Source organism: Olsenella uli (assembly GCF_901212675.1).
In the GTDB taxonomy this organism is placed as follows: Bacteria; Actinomycetota; Coriobacteriia; order Coriobacteriales; family Atopobiaceae; genus Parolsenella; species Parolsenella uli_B.
This window is the reverse complement of sequence record NZ_CAAKOQ010000031.1, coordinates 19,977-31,493: the sequence shown is the minus strand read 5'-3', so window position 1 is coordinate 31,493 and position 11,517 is coordinate 19,977. Positions and strand designations below refer to the sequence as shown.

Annotated in this window: 12 protein-coding genes and 1 tRNA gene; 6 read left to right on the top strand and 7 right to left on the bottom strand. The window is 67.1% G+C overall.

Annotated elements, in window-relative coordinates:
• Positions 1-104 precede the first annotated feature (104 nt).
• The 5 genes from EFAMC1_RS03745 to EFAMC1_RS03725 all read right to left on the bottom strand — a co-directional run bounded on the left by EFAMC1_RS03745 (position 105) and on the right by EFAMC1_RS03725 (position 2,276).
• Positions 105-419: a PTS sugar transporter subunit IIB gene (locus tag EFAMC1_RS03745; protein ID WP_187324540.1), complete on the bottom strand. Its 315-nt coding sequence runs from the start codon at positions 417-419 to the stop codon at positions 105-107.
• 233 nt (positions 420-652) lie between these two features.
• A complete protein-coding gene (locus EFAMC1_RS03740; protein ID WP_154052983.1) occupies positions 653-1,348 on the bottom strand; it encodes an SdpI family protein in 696 nt (231 codons plus the stop codon).
• Positions 1,341-1,610, bottom strand: coding sequence for an autorepressor SdpR family transcription factor (locus tag EFAMC1_RS03735; protein WP_124107545.1), 270 nt, complete (start codon positions 1,608-1,610; stop codon positions 1,341-1,343). Before EFAMC1_RS03735 ends, EFAMC1_RS03740 begins: the two co-directional genes overlap by 8 nt.
• A gap of 213 nt (positions 1,611-1,823) precedes the next feature.
• Positions 1,824-1,898, bottom strand: a tRNA-Glu gene (locus EFAMC1_RS03730).
• Positions 1,899-2,069: 171 nt separating this feature from the next.
• Positions 2,070-2,276, bottom strand: a complete 207-nt coding sequence (locus EFAMC1_RS03725; RefSeq protein ID WP_222838635.1) for a hypothetical protein — start codon at positions 2,274-2,276, stop codon at positions 2,070-2,072.
• A 132-nt stretch (positions 2,277-2,408) separates the two neighbouring features.
• Between EFAMC1_RS03725 and EFAMC1_RS03720 the strand changes: the two genes are divergently transcribed.
• The gene (locus EFAMC1_RS03720; RefSeq protein WP_154052982.1) at positions 2,409-3,347 is read left to right on the top strand and encodes a tRNA dihydrouridine synthase; all 939 of its coding nucleotides are present in this window, start codon (positions 2,409-2,411) and stop codon (positions 3,345-3,347) included.
• A 499-nt stretch (positions 3,348-3,846) separates the two neighbouring features.
• On the opposite strand, the gene EFAMC1_RS03715 is transcribed toward EFAMC1_RS03720, so the two are convergent.
• Positions 3,847-4,185, bottom strand: coding sequence for a GIY-YIG nuclease family protein (locus EFAMC1_RS03715; protein WP_154052981.1), 339 nt, complete (start codon positions 4,183-4,185; stop codon positions 3,847-3,849).
• A 763-nt stretch (positions 4,186-4,948) separates the two neighbouring features.
• Entirely contained in the window at positions 4,949-5,647 is a 699-nt protein-coding gene (locus EFAMC1_RS03710; protein WP_154052980.1) for a TetR/AcrR family transcriptional regulator, read from the bottom strand.
• 1,123 nt (positions 5,648-6,770) lie between these two features.
• Between EFAMC1_RS03710 and EFAMC1_RS03705 the strand changes: the two genes are divergently transcribed.
• Genes EFAMC1_RS03705 through EFAMC1_RS03685 form a run of 5 tightly spaced genes read left to right on the top strand, consistent with a single transcriptional unit; the run spans position 6,771 to position 11,448 of the window.
• The gene (locus EFAMC1_RS03705) at positions 6,771-7,856 is read left to right on the top strand and encodes an ATP-binding cassette domain-containing protein (RefSeq protein ID WP_261981752.1); all 1,086 of its coding nucleotides are present in this window, start codon (positions 6,771-6,773) and stop codon (positions 7,854-7,856) included.
• Positions 7,856-8,635, top strand: coding sequence for an ABC transporter permease (locus EFAMC1_RS03700; RefSeq protein WP_154052979.1), 780 nt, complete (start codon positions 7,856-7,858; stop codon positions 8,633-8,635). Before EFAMC1_RS03705 ends, EFAMC1_RS03700 begins: the two co-directional genes overlap by 1 nt.
• Before the next feature lie 12 nt (positions 8,636-8,647).
• Entirely contained in the window at positions 8,648-9,382 is a 735-nt protein-coding gene (locus tag EFAMC1_RS03695; protein WP_154052978.1) for an ABC transporter permease, read from the top strand.
• 52 nt (positions 9,383-9,434) lie between these two features.
• Entirely contained in the window at positions 9,435-10,745 is a 1,311-nt protein-coding gene (locus EFAMC1_RS03690) for a sensor histidine kinase (RefSeq protein ID WP_154052977.1), read from the top strand.
• Positions 10,732-11,448, top strand: a complete 717-nt coding sequence (locus tag EFAMC1_RS03685; protein ID WP_222838634.1) for a response regulator transcription factor — start codon at positions 10,732-10,734, stop codon at positions 11,446-11,448. Before EFAMC1_RS03690 ends, EFAMC1_RS03685 begins: the two co-directional genes overlap by 14 nt.
• The last annotated feature ends 69 nt before the right edge of the window (positions 11,449-11,517 follow it).

The following is an 11,517-nucleotide window of genomic DNA, read 5'->3' as shown; positions in this document are numbered from 1 at the left end:
TCTGTGGCTGTCGTCCCGCTTTCCATGAGGAGCGAGTTGGGGGCATGCGCGCTTGCTGGCCCTGGTGTGGGCGGCGCGTTCCCGTTGTCCGTGCCGGGCGCAGGCTAAGAGCAAGCCAACGTGCGAGCGCGGCTGGGTGTGCGCATGAGTGCGAGCAGGGAGCGTTCTGACGCGCTGGTGTCGCCTCCCGTGAGGAACGGCGTGCCGTTCACGTACGGGATATCGAGAGTGCCGGGGATGAGCGTGACGGCGATGAGGAAGTCGTGCGACTCGGCGAGCGCCGGGACATCAGCCATCTTGCACGGGGTGACGTCATAAGTGCCGGCGAACCCGTGAGAATCAAGAATCTGACAGACGCGATCGCGTACCGCAGACGAGGTGCAAATGCCCGTGCCGCAGGCCATGAGGATGTGCTTCATTGCCGTCCTTCTAAAACGACAGATACCTGGCGACTCGTGGAGGTGTGACTGCGAGTTCGATTATGGCGTGGCGCGTGCGCTCAGGTGCAAATACAATTCGACAAGCGCGTACTTTAGCCGTTTCTCTCCCGTTTGTGTAGGGGTTTATTTGTGCGGGCCGCTGCCGTTCGCCGAATCGTGCGAGGACGGGAAAGTCGATGCTTGGGCCTGGCGGGGCGAGTGCGGATGATCTCTTAGCGAATCTTGCCGACAAACAGCAGGTAGGAATAGGCGTACATCGCGATGCATCCCCCAAGGCAGACCACGATGATCGCCGCTGCGACAACAGCGTCCGTGAGGTAGGGTCCCGCGAGGCCAAATGCTGCGACGGCAATTCCCATGAGCACGAAGCACTTGCCACCAAAGCGCTGGGTACGGCGCCAGTTCTCCGGGTCGTTGAGGGCCCAGGGGGTCTTCACGCCCATCGTGTAGTTCTGACCGATACGTGGCATGTAGTTGCCGATGCCGACGAGCAGCGCGCCGATTAGCACGGAGACGATGACATTCGTGGAGCCCTTGGCTGCTATCACGCCCCAAACGGTAAGCTCGGGAAGCCAGCTGATGGCAATCATGAGCAGGGTAACGCCAACAACGAAGCGCTGATAGAACTTCCCGGCGCGAGCATAGCCATTGCCTTTGGGGTCGATGCGCGGAATCACGTAGATGAGGGCGAGCATCCCGAGGGGTAGCGCGCCCAAGGCGGCTGCCGTCCAGCTTGGCCCCCAGTCGTTGACCTCACCGCTCGCACCCCAGTGGGTGGGTATTTGTGCGGGCAGGCTTGGGAGCGCGATGAGGTGTGCGATGACGTTTGCGCCGGAAAGCGCGGCAAGTGCGATGAGACAGTTGCGCGAGACGAGGTCGTGGGTGCTGCCGTTGTTGGTGCTATTCATGAGAGTCCTCCGTAAAACCAAGGAACCAGCCAATCAGGTCCTGCATGACGGTGGTGTTGAGACTGTAGACGATGTTCTGGCCATGGCGCTCGTCCGTGACGAGGCCGGCGGCCTTGAGTGTTGCCAGGTGATGGCTGAGCGTGGGCTTGCTGATGTCGAAGTGCGCGGCGAGCTCGCCTGCCGTGAGGTCGTCGGTCTCCAACAGCTCGAGAATGCGTCTGCGCGTCGGGTCGGCGAGCGCCTTGAATCCCTCTCCTGCCATAACGCCTCCTTTCTTGAGTGTCCATGCCCTTCTCTGTTATTAGATAGTTAGACAACCATCTAATAACAGAGAAGTATAGCTTCATTGCCGGGGGAGTCAACGGCCGGGTTTTGCATCTGCGGAGTACGGCGTAACGCTGCGCAACTCCATGTGGCGTACCGCGAAAAAAGAAGCAGGCCAGAGGCTCGAATTCCTCTGACCTGCTGCAATGTCTGGTGCCCCCAACGGGACTTGAACCCGTGTTCTCGCCTTGAAAGGGCGATGTCCTAACCGCTAGACGATGGGGACGCGGCAGTGAGTATAGCAGAGGCACCATTTCGTCTGCTCGCGGACTTGCGGCCGCGGGCGTGCCCCGCAGGCGAGGTCACGGCTTGCCGACGATGCCGCAGTCTGTGCAAGCGCGATTGCGGCCGGCAGACGCGTGCGCTGCGGCGCAGCCCGCCGCGCCCCCGCCATCCGCTACTGCTCGACAAGCATGGCCTCGATGTTGTTGCCCTCGGGATCATGCACGAAGCAGGCGTAGTAGCCGGGCGCGTGGTCGCGCGGGCCGGGCGCGCCGTTGTCGGTGCCGCCCTCAAGTGCCGCCTCGTAGAAGGCCTTGACCTGCGCCTTGCCCTTCGTGCGCCCCGGGTCACACGTGTCGACGCGCGTCCCGGCAAGCGTCATCTCGACCGGCCGTGTGGTACCGTTGTCCCGCCCTTGACGGCGGCCCGACGCCACGCGCCGGCGTCACGTGCCCAGGGCGCCTGTCATCCGCACCCGTCCCGCTCCGCCCATCCCACTTGCGAGGTTTGCCCGATGCTGTTGTCGCTCGCCCCCATGGAGGGGGTCACGGGAAGCGTGTTCCGCAGGGTTCACGCGGTGTGCTTCGGCGCACTCGACCGCTGCTATACGCCCTTCGTCGCCCCGCCGCGCGTGGGCTCGGCGTTTGGCGGGAAGGCCATGAAGGAGCTCGACCCGGAGCGCAACGCCGGGCTCGATGTCGTGCCCCAGCTGCTCACGAAGGATGCCGACGAGTTCGCCTGGGCGGCGGAGCTCCTGGCCGAGATGGGCTACCGCGAGGTCAACCTCAACCTGGGTTGCCCCTCGGGGACGGTGGTGGCCAAGGGTCGGGACTCGGGACTCCTGCGCGACCCGGCTGCGCTCGACGCGCTGCTCGGCGACGTCTGCGCGCGCTCGCCTATCCCCGTCTCGGTCAAGACGCGGCTTGGCATCGCCGACGACGCCGAATACGAGCAGTTGCTTGAGGTGTTCTGCCACCACCCGCTGGCCGAGCTCATCGTCCATCCGCGTGTCCGGCAGGACTTCTACAAGGGCGTGCCGCGCCAGGCGGCCTATGGCGAGACGCTCGCGCGGGCGCCGTTTCCCGTGGCCTACAACGGCGACATCTTCTCGCCCGACGACCTGCGCTCCCTCGTCGAGGCGTACCCGGCCACGCGCCACGTGATGCTCGGCCGCGGCATCGTGGCCAACCCCGCGCTCGGCCGCATGCTTCGTGGGAGTCAGCCGGCGACGCTCGCCGAACTGCGCCGGTTCCACGACGAGCTCTTCCACGCCTACGAGGCCGAGATCGGTGGCAATGCGGTGTTTCGCATGAAGGAGTGGTGGTCCTACGCCGAGGGCAACTTCGCCGACCCGCTTGCGGTGCGGCGGGCCATCCGCAAGGTGCGCAAGGCAAACGAGTACGAGGCGGCCATCGCCCGCGTCTTTCTCCAAGTACCGCTCGCTGCAAGGTGACGCTTGCCTCAGGCACTATCAAAGGCAACCGTCCAGGATACCTGCCCGCGATACCTACCCCGGACAACAGCCCAGGACACCTGTCCGCGACAACCGCCCAGGACGACTGCAAGGAACCACCCACGACAACCGCCCGGGATACCTGCAAGGACGCCTGCAAGGATACCTGCAAGGATACCTGCAAGGATGTCTGTCCGGGGTGTCTGCCGTCTTCCGCGCGTAAGATGGCACCTACCCAGCACGCGCGTCATCGGCACGTTCCGAGCGCATGCTGAGGCTTGCCGCCTAGGCGAGTCCGGATAGAATGTCCGCGGTCCCCGCCTCGCCCACAAAAGACGTTTCTGAAAAAGGAATCTGACGAGATACCCTTTTCAGAAACGCCCTTTGTGAGAGGGCATGCTCAAACCCTTTTCAGAAACGTCTTTTGAGACAAGCGGATCCCACCGGGACAGGCGGATGACGCGCGCCCAAGTCCCTGTCACCTCGCCAGCCTCGTCAATCAGGGCAGCTGGGCGCCAGGCGTGGTCTCAAGGCACGTCTCGAGCAGTTTCTCGAGTGCGTCGCTCTGGTCCTTGGCCGGGTCATCGTACGTGAGCGTCGCCGCTTCGGCGAGGTCGAAGCCGTCGGCTCCGTAGACATCCCAAAGCTCCTGGAGCCGCTGGCACGGGTGCCCGCCCGCAGCAAGCTGGAACGTGTGCCGGTTGAACCCGCGCGCGGTCTCGTTCGTGGCAACGAGGAGGGTCTCGCCCGTCTCGCGGCGGCGAAGGCTCAGCACGCCAAAGGCGGGGTTGCGCAGCTTCCAGGCGCGGATGACCCGCTTCCTCTCGTCCTCGTTCATCGGCCCCCTCGGCCCTCGCTCGAGCGGCTCCACAAGGGAGACGCCGGGCAGCCCCGGCCGTCTCCCATTTGGAGACGGCCTTGTCGGTCACGCCAGGGCGCTCGGCGAGGGCGCGCTGGGTGAGGCTGCGCCGCTCGTGGAGCGCCTGGATGGCGTCCGACGTGATGTAGGTGTCCATGGCTCTCCTCTTGCCGTGTCGTACAGGTGGCATTCTGCCAGCAGGGCGGGCTCGGCACTTCCTGCGGACCGTAGAGACGGCACGTCGGCGGGTGGCTGGCGAGGCGAGAGTTGCCCGGGATGGCTGTCGGGGCGAGAGTCACCCAGGGCAGCCGTCGCCTCTCCACTCGGGCTGGCCGTTGCCTTTCCTCCCGGGCCGCTGTCTCCTTCCTCAGATCGAGCGTGCCTGGATAGCTGAATATGGCCTCCGCACGTGCCGGAAGCGGCCGTTTGGACACGCTCAACCCGCAGCCGCAGGCCGAGTGCCCCGCAAACAGGGCCTCAGGTAGAATCCCCGACCAACTCGGACGAAATCGGGCCGTTTCTCATCCGGGTTGGTCGGGAAGTGCCTGGCCGGCATCCGGGTTTGTCGGGAAGTGCCTGGCCGGCATCCGGGATTGTCGTCAATGGTGCCGGCGGAGCCCATCCGTAGCTGACGGTTGTCCGGGACAACCTTCACCGGCACACCAAGCGTGCGCCAGCCGTCGGCTTCACGCGCAGCGGCGCAGCGTGAGGCCCATCGCGAGCAGCACGACGCACACGGCCATCATCCCCGCACGGGCCAACCCGCACCGTCAGCTCCGCGTACCTCAACCCCGCGCCGCCAACCCCGCTCGTGCTCGAGGAGAAGCGCTACGAATGCCTCCATCTCGCCACGGACGTCGGTGGGGCGGGGCTCGAAACCCATCTCGCGCATGGCCGCGTGCACCTGCGGCGTGTTGCAAACGTTGTTGACGAGGCCCACGGCCTGGTAGCTCACCGTGTTCATGAGCGGCTCCACCCGCTCCGGCGTCACGCCGAGCGACACGGAGAGCGAGGCCTGCAGCTCGGGCAGCATGCCGTAGTAGCCGCGCTTGAAGTGGACGAGCTTCTCCACGGCCACGTTCGCCTCGATGATGTTGAAGAGCAGGTCGAGCAGGCGAAACCAGCCGGTGTTGCGCTCGACGATGGCCGCCCAGCTTGCCGCTGCCGCGTCGGGGGAGACGGCTGGGCTCCCGGGAAACGTCTCGAGCAACGCCTCGTAGTAGGCGTCGCGCGCGTCCTCGGCCAGCGACAGGAAGATCTCCTCCTTGGTGCGGACGTACTTGTAGAGGTTCGCGCGCGACCACGAGAGCTCGTCGGCGATGGTGGTGAGTGTGATTTCGTGGTAGGGATGGGTGGAGAAGAGCCGTGCCGCCGCCTGCTTGACCTCGTCCATGCGCTGTTCCTTCTGCTCGGCGCTGCGCGCGCGGATGAACTCCGGCATGTCTCGGTCTCCTTTGGGGCGGGGCGGGTGGCCACTCTTCTCCACAAGAGTGTAGCGGGCGCACGGCATATTAGCGACGGCGTGCAATTTATAGTCTTGCGGGCCGCCGTGCCATTACCGGACGAGACGGTTGCCCGGGATGGCTGTCATCCAGCTTCCAGGGCGAACTCCGCCTGCCTCAAAAGACATTTCTGAAAAAGGATCTGCGCACAGCACCCTCAAAAGACGCTTCTGAAAAAGGTATCTGTCGAGAAACCATTTTCAGAAGCGTCTTTTGCGGGCAGAGCATGTGCTTGGGGTGTCCCGGCGCTGCCCACAAGCCACCTGCGCGCCGACGACAACCATCCGGGGCGCATGCCATCCGCGCGCCACCTGCATGCCACCCGCGCACCGATGGCAGCCGTCCAGGGTGCATGCCGCCTATCGGTCATCACTGGTTCCCTCGCGATATACCCGCAGTTTGTCGCCCCAGGTGCCGAGCGTGTTGCTGTTCTCGGTGCTCATGGCTTCCTTTCTTGCGTGGGACGCCGCCGCCTTGCGTGGGGCGGTGCGCTCGGACGGGGATGGCACTCACCCGGGTACCTGTCGTCCCCGGCCGGGCGCCCCGCTAGCACTAGCTTGGCAAGCGCCCGGCCGCGCGGCTCCTCTGTTCGTCGAGCCTACTGCACCGAGACGGTCCTGGGCTTGGCCTTGGGCACGGTGACGGTGAGGATGCCGTTGTCGTGGGAGGCGCTCACCTCGTCCTCGATGCTGTCGTCGCCCGCGAGCAGTGCCGGCTCAGCTACGGCGTGGACTTCCCCACGCTCGCGAAGATGACGTGAATGGGGAGGCGGCAGACCCGCCCTATACGTGGCTGAAGGCGCAGAAGGGCGGGCTCGTCGGGCGTGACATCCACCGGAGCTTTACGAAATTCCTGGTGAACCGCAAGGGCGAGGTCGTCGCGCGCTTTGCTCCCGCCACTACGCCCGAGAAGATTGAGGCTCACGTCGCCGAGCTGCTGAAGCGGCGGCGCTCCCGTCACCCCAGGGTGTCACTCGGCATGCTGGCCCTCCTGCCGAGTCCCTCTCGCGAAAGAATGCAGTCGTTCCGAAGAAGAACGACACGTGCGAGAGGGGATTAGAGCATGAATTCTCAGGCTTTGTGCCATGCGGCGGCGGGGGCGACGGGTGCGAGCGCCCAGCCGGCGATGGGCGCGGTCGCGACTGCTCAGCCGGCGATGGATGCGGTCACGACTGCTCGGCCGGTGATGGGTGCGGTCACGACCGCCCGAGCGACGGCGACCACCCATGCGCCGTCGGGCGAGACTCTTGCGGTATCCACCCAGGGTCTCACCAAGCGTTACGGCGATACCGCAGTGGTCAACAACATGCAGCTTGCCGTACCTGAGGGCACGGTCTACGGGTTCTTGGGCCCAAACGGTGCAGGCAAGTCCACCACGATGAAGATGCTGCTGGGGCTCGTGCACCCGAGCGCCGGTACCGCCGTGGTGCTGGGTCAGCGGATGACGCCTGCCAACCGCCTCTCGGTACTGCGCAGCGTCGGTTCGCTCATCGAGGCCCCTAGCTGCTACCCGCACCTCACGGCGCGCGAGAACCTCGAGATCGTGCGGCGCCTGCGTGGGCTTCCGGCGAGCTGCATCGACGAGGCCCTCTCGGTCGTCCGCCTGGACGACGCGAAGACCCAGGGGAAGCTCATCGGGCACTTCTCGCTCGGCATGAAGCAACGTCTGGGAATCGCCGCCGCGCTCATGGGCCGCCCGAGGCTGCTGCTCCTGGACGAGCCTACCAACGGCCTCGACCCCTCCGGCATCCACGAGATACGCCAGCTCATCCGCGAGATGCCCGGGCGCTTCGGCTGCACGGTCGTCGTGAGCAGCCACCTGCTCTCCGAGATAGACCAGATGGCCGACTACGTGGGCATAATCCGCGCCGGCCAGATGGTGTGGCAGGGCAGTATGGAGAGCCTGCACGCCCGCGCGCGGCGCTGGCTGGCGCTGCGGACCACGGACAACGCCGCGGCGGCGGGGACCCTGCCGGGCGCCGTCGCCGACGGGGAGTGGCTGCGCATCAAGGCCGTGGACGACGCGACCGCCGGGCAGGTGACGCTCGGGCTCGCCAGGCGCGGCATCGGAGTCGTCCGGCTGGAGGAGCGGAGCGAGAGCCTCGAGGACATCTTCCTCAAGCTCACCGGGATGGAGGCGACGCTCTGATGGGTGCCATCGCCAAGGCCGGCCAAGCCCGGCTCGCCGCGTCCGTCGCGCTCGAGTTCGCCAAGGCCCGTCGCAAGCACCTGTGGCTTGTGAGCCTGGGTTTGCTCGCGTTCCAGTTCGCCTGGCTCGTCGCGGGCGCCTCCAACACCGTGAGGCACAACCCGGACTTCGACGGCATCCTCTACATGCTGCCGCAGCTGAACGCCATCGTGCTGCCGCTGCTCTGCGCCATCGTGGCCTCCACCGTCACCGACGTGGAGAACCGCGCCAACATGTGGAAGCTGTTGCTCACCATGGAGGACGCCCGGCGCGTGGTCGCGGCCAAGTGGGCGGCGTGCCTCCTGATCCTCGCCGTGGTCGTGGGCGTCCAGACGGCGGGCGTCGCGGCGGTCGCTTACGGGGTGGGCTTCCAGCAGAATCTCCCGGGCCCGCCCCTGCTCGCCCGCCATGCCCTCTGCACCTTCGCCGTGTGCGCCATGCTCGTCACCATCGTACAGGCGGTCTGCCTCGCCACAGCGAACCAGTTCGTCCCGATGATCGTGGGCGTGGGCCTCTGCTTCCTCGGGCTCTTCATCGCCTACCTGCCTCCGGTGTTCAGCTGGTTCGTGCCGAGCGCGTACTTCTTCGTGTGTCGCCTCGTCGGCGGCGCCTACGACGCCTCGCAGCACATGAGGTTCTGGGCGGCTCCGTTCCCGGCCGCGGGGCTCGCCGTCTGCGTCGCCGTGACCATCGCCGTGTTCGTCGCCTCCAGGCGCGCTTTCGCCGCCCGCGAGCTGTAGGGAGGTATGACCATGCTTGCATCCTGCATGTCCGCCGAGTTCATCAAGATGCGCCGGGCGCCCGTCTGGGCAGCGTTCGCGGCGCTGCCGGCGGTCTCGGCGCTCATCGGGAGCGCCAACTATGTGGCCAACCTCGGCCTCCTCACGCCCGGCTGGGAGAACCTCTGGACCCAGCACACGCTGTTCATCTGCTATTTCTTCCTGCCGGCGCTTATCGGCGCGGGCGCGAGCTACCTGTGGCGGCTCGAGCACACGGGCTCCAACTGGAACGAGCTCATGGTCGCGCCGGTGCCCGCGCGCGACGTGTTCGTCGCCAAGCTCGCGGTCCTCGCCCTCCTGGACCTCGTCGCGTTCGCGGCCATGACGGCGTTCTTCGTCGCGAGCGGCCTCGTCCTGCGCGTGCCCGGCGCCTTTCCGGTGGCGATGCTTGCCGGGCAGGTCGCCCTCGGCTGGCTCGGCAGCCTCGCCATCTGCGGCATCCAGCTCGTCGTGTCCATGCTCGTCCGCAGCTTCGCCGCGCCGGTGGGCGTCGGCCTCGGCGGCGGGATCCTGGGGATCATGGCGTCGATGGGAGGGCTCGGCTACGTCTTCCCGTACTCGCTCATGCAGTCCGGCATGAACAGCAACGCCCTCGTGGTGCTCGACGTGCCGCACGTCGCCCAGATAGCCGTGCTGAGCATCGCCTACGTGGTCGCCGCGGTGGTCGTCGCCACGGTGCGGCTCACCCGTGCAGACGTCCATGCGTAGGGGAGAAGCGCGAGGTACCCTTATGGGAGCGAGGGCATGAGGGGAGGGGCTGATGGCTGAGGACGAGGGAACGGGGAAGCAGGGCACAGGCCGCCGGGACACGCTGCTCGAGAGATGGGACAGCACCCCGTACCTGCGGATTATTGCACCCGTACTCTGTGTGGCATGGGAAGCGATGATGTTCGCTCGCGTGGTGTTCGCCGAGACGGACGCCTCGCTCTCCACGCCATCGGCGCAGCTTGCCCTTTTCGCTCTTATGGCGGTTGGGTGTGCGGCGCTGTTCCTGCGCTACCGGCTCCCGTTCGTTTCCGTGGTCTTCGAGTCGGTCGCCTGCCTCGTCGCCTCCGTCGTCGGGGCGCTCGCGTACGTGTACGTTCTGCCGCTTGTCGCCCTGTATGCCTGCGTGGCCCGTGCGCCCCGGCGCGAGGCGGCTGTGGGCGCGACCGTCGGTGTCATGGCGGTCGCGCTGTCCGCCGTCATCGACAGTGTCGTGACGTCTACCCGCAGCCCCGTCGCCGCGCTTGCGGGCATCGGCTACCCGTTCATACTTGCGGTTGGCTTCGCGCTGCTCTCGCGGTTTCGCTGGTGGCGTCTCTGCGAGGCCGAGGACGCTGCCCAGAGGGAGGCGGAGCGAGCGGCGGAGATCGCCCGAGCCGCCGAGGCCCGTGACCGGGCGCTCGCCAAGAGCCGCATCGCCGCGGAGCTGCACGACTCGGTTGGCCATGACCTCACGGCCATCATCGCGCTGTCGGAGGGGCTCGCGGGAGCCACGGGAGACGAGCAGCTGGACCAGGCGCTCTCGAGCATCAACAACCTCGCGCGCTCGGGGCTCGCCGACACGCGCCGAGCCGTGCGGGCGCTGACGGGCAAGGCGGGGAGCACGGCGGTGCCATCCGCCCTGCCGGGTTCCGCGCCCACCGAGAAGCCGGCCGAGCGGCACCGCTGGGACGAGATCGCCGCTCTTCTTGGGCCCGTCCGCGCCGCCGGCGTCACGGCCGCCTTCACGGAGACGGGCGTGCGCCCGGACGACCCCTCCCAGGCCGGCCTCGCCTTCCGCGTCTGCCGCGAGGGCGTCACGAACGCGCTGCGCCACGCCGCGGGGCTCTCGCGGCTCACGGCCTCGGTGGACCACGGCGAGGATGGCTCTGCCGACGTCGCAATCCGCGACGATGGGACCCCTGGCGAGGGCGCCGGGGACCCGGGCACCGGCATGGGGCTCGCCCGCCTGCGCGGAGAGGTCGGGGAATCGGGCGGAACCCTCGCCGCCGGTCCGGTTGACGAGGGCGGCTGGTGCCTCAAGGCGCATCTGCCGTCATTGACGGGGGCCGGCGAAGGGGAGGGGGAGCCCGATGGCGACGAATAGCGGCATCGCGTGGGCGGCCGCGTCCGCGCGCATCCCCGTCATGATCGTCGACGACCAGCCCGAGACGCGCCTCGGGCTCTCCCTCATGGTGCGGCGCGACCCCGGTCTCCTCGTCATACTCGACGCCGAGAACGGACAGCAGGCCATCGACCGTCTCGCCCAGGCCGAGCGTCTCGGGCGCGGCCTGCCCGCCGTCGTCCTCATGGACGTGCGTATGCCGGTGCTCGACGGCATCGACGCCACGGCGGCGATCACCCGTCGCTGGCCGCAGGTGCGCGTCCTCGTCCTCACCACCTATGACGAGGACGACTACGCCTTCGGCGGGCTGGAGGCGGGCGCCTCTGGGTTCCTTCTCAAGGACGTGAAGGTGGGGGAGCTCTGCCGTGCCATCCGCTCCGTCGCCGACGGCGACGCCGTGCTCACGCCGCGCATCACGCGCGAGGTGCTGGCAAGGAGCGTGCGCCCCATCGGTCGGGAGGAGCAGGCGGCATCGCTGCGCCACGACTTCCGCGGGCTCACCGACCGCGAGCGCCAGATCTCGGGCCTCGTCGCCCAGGGCCTCTCTAACGCCGAGATCGCCGAGCGCATCTGCGTGCAGCCCGCGAGCGCCAAGCGCGCCGTCACGCGGATCCTCGCCAAGCTTGGCCTGCGCGACCGCACGCAGATTGCTGTCAACTGGTACCGTGCGGGGATGCAGGGGTAGCAAGCAACGTCTATCCACGATATCGTGCGAGTAAATCGATTAATATACTCTACAAATTGTCTAACATGG

Excerpts from the sequence above, each read along its gene's own strand:
- EFAMC1_RS03725 (WP_222838635.1), bottom strand. The coding sequence starts at position 2,276 with ATGACGCTTGCCGGGACGCGCGTCGACACGTGTGACCCGGGGCGCACG.
- EFAMC1_RS03740 (WP_154052983.1), bottom strand. The coding sequence starts at position 1,348 with ATGAATAGCACCAACAACGGCAGCACCCACGACCTCGTCTCGCGCAAC.
- EFAMC1_RS03690 (WP_154052977.1), top strand. The coding sequence starts at position 9,435 with ATGGCTGAGGACGAGGGAACGGGGAAGCAGGGCACAGGCCGCCGGGAC.
- EFAMC1_RS03700 (WP_154052979.1), top strand. The coding sequence starts at position 7,856 with ATGGGTGCCATCGCCAAGGCCGGCCAAGCCCGGCTCGCCGCGTCCGTC.
- EFAMC1_RS03715 (WP_154052981.1), bottom strand. The coding sequence starts at position 4,185 with ATGAACGAGGACGAGAGGAAGCGGGTCATCCGCGCCTGGAAGCTGCGC.
- EFAMC1_RS03735 (WP_124107545.1), bottom strand. The coding sequence starts at position 1,610 with ATGGCAGGAGAGGGATTCAAGGCGCTCGCCGACCCGACGCGCAGACGC.
- EFAMC1_RS03745 (WP_187324540.1), bottom strand. The coding sequence starts at position 419 with ATGAAGCACATCCTCATGGCCTGCGGCACGGGCATTTGCACCTCGTCT.
- EFAMC1_RS03720 (WP_154052982.1), top strand. The coding sequence starts at position 2,409 with ATGCTGTTGTCGCTCGCCCCCATGGAGGGGGTCACGGGAAGCGTGTTC.
- EFAMC1_RS03710 (WP_154052980.1), bottom strand. The coding sequence starts at position 5,647 with ATGCCGGAGTTCATCCGCGCGCGCAGCGCCGAGCAGAAGGAACAGCGC.
- EFAMC1_RS03695 (WP_154052978.1), top strand. The coding sequence starts at position 8,648 with ATGCTTGCATCCTGCATGTCCGCCGAGTTCATCAAGATGCGCCGGGCG.
- EFAMC1_RS03705 (WP_261981752.1), top strand. The coding sequence starts at position 6,771 with ATGAATTCTCAGGCTTTGTGCCATGCGGCGGCGGGGGCGACGGGTGCG.
- EFAMC1_RS03685 (WP_222838634.1), top strand. The coding sequence starts at position 10,732 with ATGGCGACGAATAGCGGCATCGCGTGGGCGGCCGCGTCCGCGCGCATC.